Source organism: Thioclava kandeliae (genome assembly GCF_040297545.1).
Classification (GTDB): domain Bacteria; phylum Pseudomonadota; class Alphaproteobacteria; order Rhodobacterales; family Rhodobacteraceae; genus Thioclava; species Thioclava kandeliae.
This window is the reverse complement of the sequence record NZ_JAYWLC010000039.1, coordinates 1-16,419: the sequence shown is the minus strand read 5'-3', so window position 1 is coordinate 16,419 and position 16,419 is coordinate 1. Positions and strand designations below refer to the sequence as shown.

Annotated in this window: 13 protein-coding genes and 2 pseudogenes; 10 read left to right on the top strand and 5 right to left on the bottom strand. The window is 52.1% G+C overall.

Annotated elements, in window-relative coordinates; all coding sequences use genetic code 11:
- From VSX56_RS19655 to VSX56_RS19640, 4 genes and pseudogenes are all read left to right on the top strand, one after another.
- Window positions 1-261: pseudogene (locus VSX56_RS19655) on the top strand (IS5/IS1182 family transposase); the annotation flags it as partial.
- A gap of 210 nt (window positions 262-471) precedes the next feature.
- Complete coding sequence (locus VSX56_RS19650) at window positions 472-960, top strand: hypothetical protein (protein WP_350939256.1); 489 nt, start codon at window positions 472-474, stop codon at window positions 958-960.
- Window positions 957-1,592, top strand: coding sequence for a hypothetical protein (locus VSX56_RS19645; protein WP_350939255.1), 636 nt, complete (start codon window positions 957-959; stop codon window positions 1,590-1,592). Before VSX56_RS19650 ends, VSX56_RS19645 begins: the two co-directional genes overlap by 4 nt.
- Before the next feature lie 297 nt (window positions 1,593-1,889).
- Complete coding sequence (locus VSX56_RS19640; protein ID WP_350939254.1) at window positions 1,890-2,219, top strand: H-NS histone family protein; 330 nt, start codon at window positions 1,890-1,892, stop codon at window positions 2,217-2,219.
- A gap of 316 nt (window positions 2,220-2,535) precedes the next feature.
- Here VSX56_RS19640 and VSX56_RS19635 read toward each other — a convergent pair whose 3' ends face one another.
- From VSX56_RS19635 to VSX56_RS19620, 4 genes are all read right to left on the bottom strand, one after another.
- Entirely contained in the window at window positions 2,536-3,369 is an 834-nt protein-coding gene (locus VSX56_RS19635; RefSeq protein ID WP_350939253.1) for an ABC transporter permease, read from the bottom strand.
- Window positions 3,366-4,025, bottom strand: coding sequence for an ABC transporter ATP-binding protein (locus tag VSX56_RS19630; RefSeq protein ID WP_350939252.1), 660 nt, complete (start codon window positions 4,023-4,025; stop codon window positions 3,366-3,368). Before VSX56_RS19630 ends, VSX56_RS19635 begins: the two co-directional genes overlap by 4 nt.
- Before the next feature lie 20 nt (window positions 4,026-4,045).
- Window positions 4,046-5,344, bottom strand: coding sequence for a KpsE/RkpR family capsule polysaccharide export protein (locus tag VSX56_RS19625; protein ID WP_350939251.1), 1,299 nt, complete (start codon window positions 5,342-5,344; stop codon window positions 4,046-4,048).
- A 163-nt stretch (window positions 5,345-5,507) separates the two neighbouring features.
- Window positions 5,508-6,458: a Stf0 family sulfotransferase gene (locus tag VSX56_RS19620; RefSeq protein WP_349294663.1), complete on the bottom strand. Its 951-nt coding sequence runs from the start codon at window positions 6,456-6,458 to the stop codon at window positions 5,508-5,510.
- Between the two features lie 223 nt (window positions 6,459-6,681).
- Between VSX56_RS19620 and VSX56_RS19615 the strand changes: the two genes are divergently transcribed.
- From VSX56_RS19615 to VSX56_RS19590, 5 genes are all read left to right on the top strand, one after another.
- Complete coding sequence (locus VSX56_RS19615; RefSeq protein WP_350939250.1) at window positions 6,682-8,133, top strand: alginate O-acetyltransferase AlgX-related protein; 1,452 nt, start codon at window positions 6,682-6,684, stop codon at window positions 8,131-8,133.
- Between the two features lie 52 nt (window positions 8,134-8,185).
- On the top strand, window positions 8,186-10,711 hold the full coding sequence (locus tag VSX56_RS19610) for a glycosyltransferase (protein WP_350939249.1): 2,526 nt from the start codon (window positions 8,186-8,188) through the stop codon (window positions 10,709-10,711).
- 784 nt (window positions 10,712-11,495) lie between these two features.
- Window positions 11,496-11,705 carry a hypothetical protein gene (locus VSX56_RS19605; protein ID WP_350939248.1) on the top strand — a complete coding sequence of 70 codons (210 nt, stop codon included), beginning with the start codon at window positions 11,496-11,498 and terminating at the stop codon, window positions 11,703-11,705.
- 1,262 nt (window positions 11,706-12,967) lie between these two features.
- Window positions 12,968-14,716, top strand: coding sequence for a hypothetical protein (locus VSX56_RS19595; protein WP_350939247.1), 1,749 nt, complete (start codon window positions 12,968-12,970; stop codon window positions 14,714-14,716).
- Window positions 14,717-14,731: 15 nt separating this feature from the next.
- Entirely contained in the window at window positions 14,732-15,640 is a 909-nt protein-coding gene (locus tag VSX56_RS19590) for a calcium-binding protein (RefSeq protein ID WP_350939246.1), read from the top strand.
- On the opposite strand, the gene VSX56_RS19585 is transcribed toward VSX56_RS19590, so the two are convergent.
- On the bottom strand, window positions 15,641-15,901 hold the full coding sequence (locus VSX56_RS19585) for a hypothetical protein (RefSeq protein WP_350939245.1): 261 nt from the start codon (window positions 15,899-15,901) through the stop codon (window positions 15,641-15,643).
- 359 nt (window positions 15,902-16,260) lie between these two features.
- On the opposite strand from VSX56_RS19585, the pseudogene VSX56_RS19580 reads away from it, so the two are divergent.
- A pseudogene (locus VSX56_RS19580) lies at window positions 16,261-16,419 on the top strand (IS256 family transposase); the annotation flags it as partial.

The window sequence follows — 16,419 nt, the reverse complement described above, 5'->3', positions numbered from 1 at the left end:
TGGAAGCCGGACTGCCCCGCCGCGATATCGAGAAACGAGATCCTACGGGCGACGCGATGTCTGGGTCGATCGATCTGGAAGAAATGGACCGGCTACCACACACGAAGTCGCGTCGAGGCCCAGATGAACCGTCTGAAGCTTTTGGGCGATCGGATCATGTCGCGAGACCCCGACCGCCAGACCGCAGAAATCCAAATCCGTATCGCTATCATGAACTGTTGCTCGGCCTTGGGAAGGGCCGAGACCGAAGCCGTGACCTGAAGGCGGCGGGGATAGGGGCTCCTCGTGCTGCCGGGCGAATAGCTCAACAAGGCCGCGCAACAAGCCCCTTTAGGAAATCAAACTAGTTTTGTTTTAAGCAATGGGCGTACGGTCGATTAAAGGATTGTTGACTATGTCATCTTACGATTGAGGTGTGACAGATCACGACTAACCTTAGAATGAATAATTTTGTGAGCCTAGGGGGCACCTATGAAACTGGACATGTCTTCGAGAAACTCACTTTTGACAATACATTACAAACATGAGCAGCGCCTTTTCAAAATGGCAGCTAAATATTTTATTATAAGAAATAAAAGAAACCGTGTTTTAGTGCAGTTATCCGAGTGTCAGAAGGAGATAGAATTTCAAAGCTTTAAAAGTATCCTTTGTAGTTCTCAAGCTGCGCTAGAGCAGCACGTGGATACTGTGAATTTCGATTCTATGCATGAGCAGCTGAGCAATCTTGAATCCCTTTTGAAAGAAGTTACACTTCACCTCGCTAATATCGAAGCAGAAGTGATTGAGTTCGAAGCTGAAACTGAGGGGGCATTAGTACTGAAAAGTAAGATTTTGGAATATTTACGTTTTACTCCAGAATACCAAGAAGATAGCGTTGACGACCTAGATCAAGTCATTAATAATTGTATTAGAAATCGGATGAAACTATCGCGACGAAATAAGGCAGCAAATCTAGCGTGATTATAAATGCATCAAAAAAGTGGGTTGATCGCGACACTTTTAACGCAATAGACCCTAAGCTGCAGATTGAACTTCCTGAAATGGATGATCTAAATAATTTTTTGAAATGGTCTAATGAAGGCGAGTTTTATAATCTATTGAAGATGAGCTCTGGGCTTATTAGTGAAAAATATTACTGGAGGCTTTGTATTTTGTTTTCGTATAAGCCTCAGATGCTAGCTGTATTTGAGGATTACTTAACTCAATCAAAGCCAATTTATACGGGTAATCCTCTGACTTCATCACGTGGAAGTTTGATAACGAGTAAAATCCACGTACATGGAGGGGCACCTAAGGAGTTAGATGCAAGGGTCCGGTTACTTCGCGCCTTAACTAAGAACTCTCCAGCTTATACTGATGATAATCTTTTATTATTTGTTGAAAGTCAGATGTGGCGAGAGGTGGAGATACTGTCAATTTTAGGATTTTCAATCAATTTTGAAGACTTAGAAGATAATATCAATCGACTAAGCATGAGGTATATTAAGGATTTTCATGTAGTTAAATACAAGTCGATAGTGCAAAAAGTACAGAGCGATAATAGCTCCAGTGCTTTGTATAATGCTTTGTTAAAATATAAAGTTACAAAATAGTATCGATTGTAGCAGCTAAACCTTGAGTGTACGTTGTTGCAACATCCCATTCGGGATATCTCGATCTGAAGTTAAAGTGTGCGTGGTTTCGTGATAGCAACTACGGATTGAAATATAGTAACTACATTAGATTGCATAATATATAATCTTCTCCCTAGGGCTATTTAGTTTGATCTTCTAGGAGGATGTATAACAAATATTTCGTCTTTTTATGTCGATTTGGTTTGTAAGTCTCCTTACGTATGGTAATTAATTTGTTAATGGCTGTATTTGTCTTGCTAACTAGAGAAGGCTCTTATGAAACACACCGATCTACGAAGTCTGTCATTCGACGATCTTCTTCAGCTTCAAAAAGATGTTGAGGTTTCTATTCAGAACAAACGTGCGAGTGACTTAGTTGGCTTTGTCGAAAGGTTTCTCTCCGAAGGTGCCGAGTTGGGGTACTCCGCCCAGGAGGTTGTTGCCAAAATCGTCGAGAAGTCTGATGAAAAGATACACATCCCACGTAAGTCGCCGAAGGGTAAGAAGGTTTATCATCATCCGGAAGATCCCAAAATCACTTGGAATGGCCTAGGTCGTAGGCCTAGTTGGGTCGTCTCGAACAACGTGAAACCGACTGAAAAATAGTTTTAGAAGCCAATACCATAACCTTAAAGAAATATCGCGGATCGCATAACGATCCGCGATGACAAAATAAAATATGTCAAGTTATCCTTTGAGTAAATACACTATAGGTTGCTTGGTATACTTGGTGCAACCAAATATTCCTAAATGTTTGAATAATATTGCCGTTGTGTCTTTGATTAAGAAATCGGACATTTGAGGCATTAGTCGATTTTTCTTGCGCTAAAGATGAAGTGTTGAGCGTTGTGTTCTCCAGCATGCTTCAAGTCTTGCTACAGAAAGTCTCAAAGAAAACTTGCCTTGCTTGGTGCTCTTAGATTCAGTTCTCCATCATGTCGCGATAATAGCGGCGCAGGAAGAACAGTCCCACTGTGCCGCAGATCAGCGACACCAGATAGACATAGCCAATATCGAGATAATCGGGATGGTAGGAATAGTAGAAGGCCTTGCGCATCTCGCCCGTCACATGGACGAGCGGATTCCAGTCGAGCCAGCTGCTGTAGGGTTCGGGCAGGGTTTCGTGCAAGATGATGACCCCGGAAATCAGGATGAGAGGCCGGGTGATGATACCCCAGATCATCTGCCACATCGGATGGCGGGATACAAGGGTGGATAGAAGCGTGCCGATGCCCAGACCGAGGGCCGCCGCCATCAGATAGGCCGAGATCACCTGCGGCAGGATGAAGGTCGTACGGGTATCATAGATCATCAGGATCGCGCTGAGGATGATGGTCGAGACAAGTGCCTGCGTGAAGGCATTGAGGATGAAGCGCGCAAGGATCGCATCGAGGAAGGTGACGCGCGGATAGTTCAGCAATTGCCGCGAGAAGTTGATCGATTGCGAGACTTTGCCGGAAGTCGTGGAGAACATCCCGAGCGGCAGCATACCGGTCGCGTAGAAAATCGCGAAATTATCGCCCAGAGGCGGGCTGCGGAAGCCGATCGAGAAGATCGCCACCAGCACCGCGATGCCTAAGGACGGTTCCAGAATGGCCCAGATATAGCCGCCCGGCGAGCGGCCATAGGTGGTGTTCATCTCGCGCAGGATCAGCGCCGTGATCGTGCGGATCGTGCTGAAACGTTCGGTCTCCTTGACCGAGCGCAGGCGGCTGAATTCTTCGGGGCTCAGCTGGTCGAGAGGGTTCTCCGTCATCTTTGCCTCATATTGCGGTCATGATGGTCGATGGCCTCATCAATATCGGGGTAATAGGTCAGGGTGCCTTTCTCGAGCACCGCACCAGCGGTGCAGATCTTGCGGATCTGTCCTGTCGAATGCGAGACATAGATGGCCGAGCGGGTGCCGATCCGGTCAAGGAACATGGCATTGCTCTTGTCACGGAAGCTGGCATCACCCGCCGCAGTGACCTCGTCGACCAGATAGGTGTCGAAATCGAGCGCCATATTGATGCCGAAGCTCAACCGCCCCCGCATCCCCGAGGAATAGGTCCGCACCGGCATATGGAAATGCGGGCCCAGCTCGGCGAATTCCTCGACGAATTGCACCATCTCGTCGGTCTCCGCGCCATAGATCCGCGCCACGAACAGCGCGTTCTGCGCGCCGGTCATGTTCTGGTGCATCGCGCTTGCCAGACCCACCGGATAGGAGATCCGGCCATCGGTGAGCACCTCGCCCGAGGTCGGGCTCGAGAGCCCCGCGATCATCCGCAAGAGGGTCGATTTTCCGGCACCGTTGCGCCCCAGAAGCCCCACCGACACACCGGTAGGGAAAATGGCATTGATATTGCGGGCCACGGTCTTGCGATGCCCTGCGGCACGGAAGACCTTGGTGAGGTTTTTCAGGACAATCATCGACTTGTGCCTCTCGCGCCTCAGCGGCGATCCCTGAGCGCATAGCCGATCAGCACCAGAAGCACCCAGATCATGCCCATGATGATCGCCAGCAACCCGATGATCTCGCCGCGCGAGGGGGCGGTCGAGGCTTCGGGCATGGAGGGGCGGATATGGGCGGCCAGATAGCGGCTCTGGCGGTTGGCCTCGGCCTTGGCCGCATCATAGGAGGTCATCGCCGCCGTATAGCTCTGCTCGGCGAATTGCTGGTCGACTGCGAGGCTTTCATACTGGCCCACGATATTGGCATAGCCCGCGCCATCGGTCATGTCATCGGCCGTGGCCGGTGACCCGCCGACGGCGCTGCTCAGACCCAGTTTCTTGCGCTCGGCGCCGATCCGGTCCTGGATGACCTGCACACGGCGCTGGGTCTGGACGATGCGCGGATCATCGTCGCGAGTGGTCTGGCGCAGCGTGTCAAGCTCGATCAGCGATTGGGCCAGCTGCTCTTGCAGCGAGGACAGGAGCCCGACCTGCCCCTCGATCAGCGATTGCGGATCGACGATCTGGTTCTCGTTGCGGAATTTGGTCATGGCGGAGCGTGCGGATTTCAGCCGCTCGACCGAGGTTTCCAGCTCCTCGCGGGCATAGCGGATCTTGTCCTCGCGCGCGATCTGCGACAGGCGGTTGATCATCTTCGAGCTCTCGTCGAAGATCGCCTCGGTCAGCTTATGAGCATCCTCGGGGGTGAAGGCCTGCGCCTCCACATCGATCAGCCCCGTCCCGCTATCGGAATAGACCTTGACCATCCGGCCCCAATACGCGGTCAGATCCTCGATCGTGCCGCCCTTGTGATAGGCATACCACGGGTCATCGCCCATATGCCACCAGCGCGCACCGGGCTTGGACCACATATCGCGCAGATCGAGCTGGGCGTCGATGGCGCGCACCATCTCCTCGCTCTTGATGAAATTGTAGAGGATGTCGGTATCGGAGGAGGACGAGCCCGAGATCTCGGCCAGACCGCCCAGCATCTCCATCGCCGAGGAGGTATTTTCGGAGCGCACCGAGAAGCCCACATGCGAGACAAAGCGGTCATGGGCGCGGGTGAAGAGATAGAGCGAGGCCAAGAGCACCGGCACGACCACCACGATCACGAAGCTGAGCGCCGCCAGACGGTGCCGCCCGCGCAGACCGGCACGCGAGATGGTTGCGGCGACTTTCTGCTTGCCTTGGGCGGCAGGCTGGGAGGCGGGCGTCTTCTGCGCCGGAGAGGCCTTGGGCTTTGCTGTCTTGCTTTCAGGGGCCGCGGGAGAAGAGGGCTTGGTAATCTCGTTCACTATGCTCTGCCTATGTTAATCTCGAGCGGGTTCTAGCCTGCCGCGCCCTGTATCGCCAGTCTTACCCCCCAGCATGGCGCAGAAACATGCCCATAGACAAGCAGTCCGCCCAAAATTCGCGTGAGGCGGAGGCCGTCCGCGCCCATCCGTCCTGTCGCCGCCTTCAGGCATCTGTCGTGGTGAAGCCGTGCAGTTTGTCCAGCCTGTGCGCGCGATGGGCCTCCATCCGCGCCAGAAAATCAGGATGCTCGGCGGCAAAACGCGCGGCATATTCGGCGCTGCGGCTGCCCGAGAGCTTGTGATGGCTGCTGGGCATATGCGGCAGCTCCGGCAGTTCCACCCCGACATGGCCGGCAATCGCCCCTAGGATCTGCGCATCGGGCAGCGAGACGGTTTGCTCGTAGCTCAGATAGAGCGGGCGGATCTGGTGGCGGTGCAGCTTGGCCTCGAGCCGGTCCTCGGCCAGACAATAGATCGCCATCGCATACATGATCTCGCGCGGATTGTAGCGGAAGGCCTGATCGGCGGCGCTCTGGCGCTCGGCATCGGCAATGGTCGAATGCGCGACCTTGGTCTGTTTGAGCTTCGAGAGCGACAAGGCCTGCGCCAGCAGGTTCTCGCGGATCAGGCACAGATAGGAGGTGGGCTGCAGATGGGCGATCATCTCCTCGAGCGAGCCGAAGAGGTTCATCATATGCGAATAGGTCATCTCGACGCCGAAGGTGCCCTGCGTGTTGCGGCGGCGCAAAACCGCCTGGGCATAGTCGGCAAGGTCAGCCGCGTGATAGGCCTGTGCGATATTAGGCACGAAACCGGGATTGAAGGCCTCGTTGGGCTGGCCCAGAACCCCCGTCCGGCTCAGGATATCGCCCAGACGTGAACTGCCCGACCGGGCGGTGAAAAACAGCACATAGCGGCGCTCCGGCATCGGCAGGGCGCGGAACCGTGCCGCTTTCGCGGGATCGACCACGACCTTGTCGAACAGATCCGTCCGCAGGGTTTCCTGCTGGGTCAGGGGCAGTCGCATCAGCTGGTCGAACAGACGGTCCTTGCGGAAGGCGGGGCGGCGGGCCTGCAGATAGGATCTGGCGCGCATCAAAAACTGGTTAGGCATCTCGTCCGGAAAACCCCTGTAACTCCGTTCCCGCTCATGACGCGGGCATTTCGCACCTTTTCATGTCGCGCAGGCCGGATCAACTCTTTCCCGTCCCGGGGCGGGGATCGCGGGCAGACTTGCCACAGGCCGCTGACCGTTCTAGTTCGGCTTGATTAAGCCGCATCTTCGCGCCAGTCTGGGACTGGCTTCCAGAGATAGCGGAAGTGGCAAGGATAGCGACGTGTCTGGATTTAAAAGATTGTTTTCATTGGCCACCAAAGGGCGGCCCACTGCCCAGACCCTGTCCTATGCCATGGCAGATCCCGCAAGCGCGTCCGGCAGGGGCTCTCTCCCGCGCCGCTTTCCGCGCAGCCAGCCTGCCGCCCCAGCAGGCCGGATCGATGGGCAGGCCAGCGGGGAATGCCAGATCGGTGGGCATAACATCGCCTACGCGCTGCAGGTCGGCTTCTGCCCGCTCGGGGCGGGGCGTATGCGCATCGGGGTGCGGGGCTGGGCGCTTGACCGGAAGAGTTTCGTACCGGTGGCCACATTGGTCTGTCGGATTGCGGGTCAGTCCGAGATCCGACTAGCGCCAGAGCAGCTGCGCGGCGATATCATGAACCATTTTAAACTACCGGTAGAGACGCGCAAGTTCGCGCGTAATTGTGGGTTCGAGACGGTGCTAGAGGCCGATCTCGGAGAAGGTGTACCCGAGATTTCGTTGGCTCTCGAGGTCGGGGACGTTCGCCACGAGATCGGTAAGGGCCATCCGGGCACGGCGCAATTTATCGAAGGATTGCATGGCTGGCTGTTTCTGGCCGGTGATAGTAACGATAGCCCCGCCCAGTTCACACAGGCGCATCAGCCCTCGGACAGCTGGGTTGCCGATTGGAACCGCTATTTCGCGGCTTTCACTGCGATGCGCGACGACTGGCCCAAGATGCGGGCGAGTTTCTTGGTGGCGCCCTCCAAAGAGAGCGTGATGCCCGATTACTATCCGCTGCCCCATGGTGGGCAGACCCCGCTCGACAGCCTGCTCGACCGGTTCGGAGAGGATCCGGATGTGCATTATCCGCTTGATATCTTGGTGCCGCTGCGCGAGTTATCTTTCGACCGGATCGAGACCCATTGGAGCGATTTCGGCGCGCGCAAGGTCTGCGAGGCGCTTTTGGAAAACTGGAAGCGCGGCATTCCCAATATTCCCGACCGCTATCACGTGATCCGCACCGGCGGCGATCTGGGCTTCAAGGCGGTACCGTTGCATCTGAGCTATCGCACCAAGGCCGCATGGCCCGAGGACAGCCGTGTGATTTTCGATAATTTCGTGCTCCATCACGGGCGGGTCCGCATCTCGCATAATCCTAAACCCAAGATCAAGGCGACAGTGGCGCTGTTCGGCGGCAGCTCTTCCGAACATATGGAATGCTATTTCAGGGCCGTGTTTGAGCGGGTGGTCTACGTCTATTCGGCGGGGGCATGGGACCCCGAGATCCTGACGCAGGAAAAGCCCGATTATGTGGTCCTGCAGACCTCCGAACGCTTCCTGACCCGCGCGCCGGAGCCAGTGGTCCTGACCCGCGAGGTGGTCCACAAGAAGGTCTCGGGGGGCTATGTGACCCGCAAGACGGACCGCGCCGAGGCCATGGCGGGCTTCGATGATCCTTCGGTCGCTTTCTACCACGAAATGGGCTAGAGCGCGCAGTGGTCCCCGTTCTCCCTTTCTCGTCATGCAGGAGCCTGCCCCGATGATCACCTTGCGCAGCCTGCAGGCGCTCTGGATCCGTTACTCTTCGCTACACCGCATCTATCGTTTCCGCCCGCGCCGGATCACGGCCGCGGATGGCACGCTTCTGGGCTGGCTCGAGGTGGAGGAGATCCATGGCAACCGCCACCATATCCGCGGATGGGTCAGGGCCGAGGAGGTGGTGATGACCTGCGGCGAGGCCCATCGCATCGCCACCCGCCCCGATCAGCACCGCGCCGATGTCGAGGCGGCCCATGGCGGGGATGGCCGGGTGGGCTTCGCGCTGTCGCTGCCGCTGGTGGCCGGGCCGGGCGAGATCCGCATCCGCCATGCGGGCGGGGAGATTCTCTGGTCCTTGCGCCAGCCGGGATCGGTGCGGCGGCTGCGCGGCAATCTGCGGCTGGCAGGCGCGCTTCTCTGGGCGGGGCTGCGTGGCCTGCCGGCGATGCGGACCTATCGCACCAGTCCCGATCCTGCAGCGCGTGATGCGGCAAAGGCGCAGCTGAAGGCGCTGTTGCGGCTGGCCCCGCCTGCGCGGAACTATCTGCGGATCTCGGAGGCCTCGCTGGGGCTCCTGCCGGAACAGGCCGCGGGGCGTGAGCTGCCCGAGGAGGCCGCACGGATCACCATTGTGCTGCCCGTCTATAACGCCTTCGATCTCCTGCAGGACTGTCTGGCACGGATCCTGCGCCATACAGATACCGGCTGGCATCTGGTGCTGATCGAGGATTGCTCGCCCGACCCCGCGATCCGGCCCTTCCTGCGCGACTGGGCGGCAGATCAGGGCGCGGAGCGGGTCACACTTCTGGAAAACGACATCAATCTGGGCTTTATCGGCTCGGTCAATCGCGGCTTTGCCACAGCGCTCGGGCGGGGCGATCCGGTGGTGCTGCTGAATTCCGATGCGCTGGTGCCCGAGGGCTGGGCGGGGCGGCTGATCGCGCCGCTTGCGGATCCCAATGTGGCTAGTGTCACCCCCATGTGCAACGATGCCGAGATCCTCAACACTCCCGTCATCTGCCAGCGCGAGGTCTTCTCCAAGGGTCAGGAATCCGGGATCGCCGCCGCCATCGATCGAGCGGCGCGCGCGTATCTGGCGCAGGCGCCTGCGGCGGCCCTGCCCACCGGCGTGGGCTTCTGTATGGCGATCGCGCCGGCATGGCTCGCCCGTGTCCCCGTATTCGATACGGTCTTCGGGCGCGGTTATGGCGAGGAGGTGGACTGGTGCCGCAAGACCATGGCGCAGGGGGCGCGCCATCTGGGGCTGCCGAGCCTGTTTGTGGAACATCGCGGTGGGGAATCTTTCGGGAGCGAGGAAAAACGCCGCCTGATCGCGGCTAACGGACGCCGGATTACTGAGCGCTATCCGCGCTTCGATGCGGAGGTGCAGGACTTCATAGCTGGTGATCCTCTGATCGGGCCGCGGATGCTCCTAGGGCTCGTCTGGGCTGCGGCACAGCAGAGCGATCCGCTCTCGGTCTATGTGGTTCATTCGCTAGGCGGAGGCGCCGAAGATGCGATGCGTCGCGATATTTCCGCACTCTGTGACGCAGGGCAGGCGGCGGCGGTGCTACAGCTGGGCGGTACTGCTGCCTACCGGATGGAGCTACATACGAACCTCGGTGTTACCAGTGCTGAATTGGAAAGCGAATGGGTCTTAAAGACGCTTTTATATGCAGTGGAGCGCCGCCGTATTATCTATATCTGCGGGGTAGGGGATACGCGCCCTGAAACTTTGCCCCAGCGTTTGCTGGAATGGGCAGGAAGGGCAGGCGATCTCACCATCGAAGTACACGATTATTTCCCTCTGAGCCCCTCTTATACGTTGCTAGACGCGCAGGGACATTACACTGGTATTCCGTCTCCTGAGACCCATGGTGCACAGGCTTGTCATCAGATTCATTATGCAGACGGTATGGTTGTAAGCCTCACTCAATGGCAAGCCAGCTGGTATGAAGCGTTGTCAAAGGCACGTATTGTCACCTTCTCGCGGGATAGCGGAGAAATCATTACGGGACTTTGGCCTGATCTCGCACCGCGTATCGAACTTAGGCCGCATGCGCCCCTACAGAACGTACCCCAGATTGCCCGTATTCCGGATAAGCCAACTCGAACTATCGGAGTTTTGGGCAATATTGGCTATCAAAAAGGTGCACAGATCTTGCAGTCTATGTCACAAGAGCTGGCTCGTTCGAAGGCAGCGCGACTGGTAGTAATGGGTAATATCGATCCAAATTATCCGCTATATGGCGCGTCAACTACGATCCACGGTAGTTACGCTCGCGACGAGATTGCAATACTGGCTGAAAATTATGGTATTGACTGCTGGCTGATCCCTTCGATTTGGCCGGAGACATTTTCCTTTACTACGCATGAGGCACTCGCGACGGGACTTCCAGTGTGGTGTTTCGATTTGGGAGCACAAGCCGAAGCCGTGATGGCAAGCGGTGCAAAAGAGCGTATTTTACCTTTGCCAAGGTCCAAAGCAGAGACATTCACTGTTCTGGAAAAAATACTGAGAAGCTAGAGTCTTCTTAACCTTAAATTATTAGGTAGAAATATATTGAAAGGAGGTCTCTAAAGGTGTCTAATAGTTACAGCAGCTCCTGAGTGAAAATGCGCGGTCGAAGACCGCGCATTTTTGCTTTCGAACATTATCGCTGCTCAGATGCGCTTTCTTTTTAGAAGTAAAATCTAAACTTCGCCTCTTTGAGACTTGAAAATCATTTATTGAGATCCTCTCAGTTGAAAGTCATCTCGATTTTTATGTGATTGATAGTAATGTATTATTTATGTTCGCAGACTGCCATTTTGTGGATGGAACCTTAGTACGTTTTTGGGCACGAGGTTGAAGGGTAAGCATTGTGAAACAAGAGTTTTGATCTTGTGTTGTCTATTTAAATAGATGCGCACTTAAAGAATGTTTTTAAAGAGATTCAGTATTCATAAACCTGAATCATGCATAGTGGTAAACGAAGCAAAATTGCCTGGGGGCGACTTATGAATCTGGATTTAGTAAGCGCACTTGTTCGTGCGAGCCACAATAATGATTATGATCTTTTTGACCAGCTCATTCACGAGGCTATTAGGTCACCCGCGAGACGTTCTAGTAAGACCAGTTACAACTCTGAAGGTCATAATCACAGTGAGTTGAAGCGCGGGCTTATAAGGTTAGACTACCGTACTCTCCGTAATGACAGGACTTAATTATATATAATAATCCGAATATATTCTTGGTTATTATAATAACCCTTTACGAAGCTTCATTAATCACTAATTATGATTAACGTCGGGTCATTTGGGGTTGTGCCATGACTATTCCATTCGAAGAAAACGCAAACGATATAGCAAATCATATCCTTCATTCTACACGTCTACGTCCAATTGCTGAGAGAATAGCTCGTATCGCAATGCGTGAGGGAGTTCCCGTTGATGTGGCTGAAAAAGTAGGGGCGCTATCGGCTAAAGCGTTGGCACCTAATCTTTTTGAGACAATAATTAAAAATAGCCATGAGCGATAGTCCTACGCTTATCTCAAACATCTAAAAAATCTCTGGGTAGATCAGCGTCGTTACGAAGTGGGTTTTCTTAATTGAACGCTGGGAACATTGGTGCGCTAGTCGGCCAATCTGACGCTCTCTTCTTTCCTTGTCGGCCTAAGCCATGACTTCGACCTCGGCCCTTCTATAGGCCGAGTGAAGGTCTATGATGGTAATGCGGGTCTAGATTTAGACAGTTTGGCGATCATAGTCTCATGACATGATCCGATCGCCGAATGGCCTGAGACTATTTATTTGTGCTTCGACGCGACTTCATGCGTGGTAACCTCTCCATTTCTGCCAGATGGATTGACCAAGACATCAGGGCGCCCGCTGGATCTCGTTTCGTAATATCGCGGTTGGGCAATCCGGCTTCCATACTGAGCCAGTACGGAGGATCGGTTCCGCGTCGTGCTCGATGATTGCAGTTTGGCAGCAGTGCGTATCAAAGGCTTCATCGGTGATAGCTGTGTTAATTTCTTATTCTTCTGGGATCTGCGACAGTAGTTCCCAGAAGATCCTACTATTGCCTTGCCTGCTAAATATTAATTCGACTGCGAGAATGTCGCCAGGGAGCGTGTCTGTCCCAAGATGAACCTTCTGCGATTCACGCCTGCACGGCTAACCTTTCATTTCCTATCGCCGCGGAGGCGCATGTTTGTGCTGTCGATCAGCAGGTTCAGTAGCTGCTTTGAGCGCTAATACGGGATGAGCTTTTAACTCAAAGCCTGACAGCGCCACAGCGTCGAATTGTTCGGGATAAGCCAATTAGTTGAGCCCGTTCATCTCAATCAGCCCGACAGGTTGTTAAAATGATAGGCCAAAGAGCACTTTTAGTGTCGGGCAGCTTTGAATGTCGATGTCGGTGAACATCGTGGAGCGGTCAAGCTTTCCACTGCGCCGCGCATATCAAGATATTTCTTGATCAAGCTAGACCGACAACGATCCTCGTGGCTTTAGCCAAGCATCATGGCCGGTACCATTCATCGTACGAGAGCGGTTGTTGGCAGGATATGACATGCAAACGGCTTAACTATCTGAAATATCTAATTGAAATAGGATAAGAATATGAAAATAAAAACTCATCCTTATTTTAAATAAAATCAATAAAAATAAAATACTAAGCAATTTTCTTGCGCTTCTATTGTTTACGTATCGGGCATTAACCGGCCTAAAAGATGAAATAGTTGAGAATAAACCTAAGCGAAGGCGCGATTGACGTAGTGAAGCTAGGTAAGTCTCAAATGAAACTATCTATTGATGGGGGGATCTATGCGATTTCCGACGACATGTTCGGCGGAAATATACTTGCGAATAGAGATAGCCTTGTTGGCGATAGTAATTTTTCTGAGCTTGTAGAGGATTTAGGGGTAACGAGTTTACGGTATCCTGGCGGGTCTCTCACGGAATACTATTTTGACATTACCGACCCCGATCAAACAGAAATTGCAGATCTAACCGGAAACTTTAATAACGATACATCAGTTAAAGACTTTATCTCTCTTTCCGATTTTATGTCATTCTCTTCGGATAATGATATTTCTGTAACTATCGTTATTCCAACAAGAACTTATCTATCTGATAATACTGATGAGAACGGAGATAGGTATGCCGAAATAGATGAAGACGCTCTGCGTACCTATGTTCAAGAGCTTATCACCGGTCAATATGGTGATGCAGAAATTAACGCCTTTGAAATTGGTAATGAATACTGGGGCTCTGGAGAAATGTCCTCTGTTGAATATGGCAGAGTTTCGTCCGAGATCGCAGCAATTATTGATGATGAGTTATATCAAGCTTCACTTAGCGATGAGACCGCAGCTGATATTAAAATACTTGTTCAATCCGGCCATAATTGGGGGGTTGCCAAGTTAAGTGATGAATACGAAGGAGTTGAGAGTAGCGATGTCTTAACTTCTTTAAATGAATCTTATGGTCTCGATCTTGATGACGATGCTCTTTATTCCGACGGGAGCGTTAATTGGACATATGTAGCAAATATTCTGATTATATCTGAATATAATGAGAGTGAATTAGCTGCAGTCGATGGCATCACTCCCCATCTTTATACTTCAGATAGCGAATTCGAGGATGAAGTATCTTATGTTACGGATCAAATTTATAAGACTTGGGGTGAAGTAAAAGACGGCGTCGATATCTACGTTACTGAGTGGAATCAGAATACTAGCGGATATGACTTATCATCTGCAGAAGATTACGGTCTATGGCAAGGCCAAGAGATTCTGGAAACATTTGAAGAGATGGTTGCTTCCGGTGTGGACGGTGCTGATATTTGGCCGCTACAGCAAAATACAGCTAATGCGCTCTCTACAGGGTTTAGTTATGAAGACCTGACCCCAGCTGGCCAAGTGTTTTCTTTAATGGCAGAGAGTTTGCCGGGAAAGTCTCTTATTGAAACTAGTGATGATAACGCAAGTTCTGATACGTATCTTTATTACGGTCAGGGCGAAGTTGTTATGTTTATTTCGTCTAAGGAAGACCAAACTATTTCTTTAGATTTATCTGATATAGTCTCAGACCTTGGAGATATCACCGCAATTAAAGTCGGTGTATCTGATCCGGAAGAAACCGGAAGCTCAAATGCTGAAACCACCCTTACGGAGTTAGTCGGGGATGATTTGGCTGAGGGTACAAATATTTCAACTAGCCTCGCAGCTGGTGAAATACTGCAGGTCTCCATCGTAGATTTTATACCAACTGAACAGTTCCAGATCGTTATGGACGATGTCGATGTGCTCAGTGAAGTAAGCGATCATGTGGATATCGATGATGATCTGCTTGTTAATGATGAGTCCGAGGTCGATGAGGCCGACGCAGAGTCTGACGATGGCATGCTTGGTATTCCGACAGTCGACGTTGTCGACGAAGTCGAGGACGAGGACGAGGACGAGGACGATGGTGGAGGTGACGACAGTATGGGCTTTATTGGCTTAGCTTTATTGGTGCCTCTAGCGTTATTAGGCCTAGCTTGAGTAGGGTGATGTAAAATGTTGGGAGCAATAGGCCTTTTATCGCTATTAACGGTCGGTATGGCTGGGTTTCTTGTGGGCGGCGATTCATCTGATGATGAAGATGATCATGAAGACGAAATCACCGAGGCACCAGTAGAAAGCGATACTTCTGAAACGACGGCAGACACCGAGGCCGATGCCTCAGAAGGCAATGATACGTCTGATGCCGATGCTGATACTTTGGAAGACGAAGAGCTCGGTTCTATCGGCGCTGATGTCGATCCGTCAGATGGGGCGCCTGACTATTACGGCTCCGATGAAGAGGATGAACTATACGGTACTGACTACAGCGAGTTTTTTGTAGGTGACGCTGGAGATGATTTCATCTCGAGTGGTGACGGCGACGATACCGTTTCAGGCGGGGATGGCGCAGACACGCTTAATGGTAACGGTGGTAATGATTATCTGATTGGCGGTGCCAATGACGATAGTATTTCGGGTAGTGAAGGCAATGACTGGATAAAAGGAGAGGATGGTGACGATACACTAGAAGGTGGCGACGATACTGACACGGTTAACGGTGGGGCAGGTGATGACGTGATCTATGGTGGTAGTTCAGTGGAAGAAGATCAGAGTACTGATTATTTGATGGGCGCCGATGGTGACGATTATATCCACCTGGGTGCCGGAGATTATGCTGATGGTGGTGAAGGAGCTGATACATTATCGATTACTTATTCCGACGATGAGCCGGGATATATTTCCAACTTTGACCCAAGAAATGATTTGATCGAAATCGAATATTATGATGAGAACGCAGAAATTTCTATAAACGAAACAGACACTGATAATGTCTCATCAGTAACTCTGAATGGTGCGGTCGTTCTTTACGTTCACTCTGAAGATATGGTGGGCGCTGGCTCAATTAGAATAATAAATCTCTGATCAAAACAACGAGGCTGCGTAAATCACATTGCCGACCTCATATATACGATCAATTTTTTCTTCGTTAGGTTGGGCGCAATTGTCTTCTTCGAGATCCTCTGGATCCATATCTTTAATTACAGAATGAATAAATTCTAGAAGTGTTTCTCCGTACCCTTCTGGGTTAATAAAGCCATTTTTCTCCATATCCGAGAGTATCTCTGATACAAGAGATTTATAATCTTCGATAGGACTTGGGCTCATTACTTTTTCGATATTCATGATCGATAACTTCCACACTGATTTCTTTCATGCCTGAACAGCTTTGCGCATTATAGTTAATAAATTACTATTATCTCTGTTGTTTGACACACAATGTCTGTTCTTCGACAATCTTATCATATATATCAGTGATATATAATTTATATTTTAAATCCAGATATTTAGGTCGTTTTCATGCCAAAATCTGGGCTTGTTGCACATATCGGTGAGAGGGATTCACCTCGTGAAACCTGATGGTTAGGTAGTCGAGATGTCAAAGCCTGCGATCGTGTCCCACGGGGTGGTGTAGCTCAGGTGGCCATCGGGTTTCTTAGTAAGGTCGGGTTGCTAGACTCAATCTGATCCAAGGATGACACCCGATGACCAAACCTATGATGGACCTTCGCGCGCTTGTCGAACAGAGCGGCGATGCAGATTTACTGCGTGAGATGATTGGCTTTGCCGCCGAGCGACTAATGGAGCTCGAGGTTGGCGCCAAGACCGGCGCGGACTATGGCGAGAAGAGTGCCGAACGACTG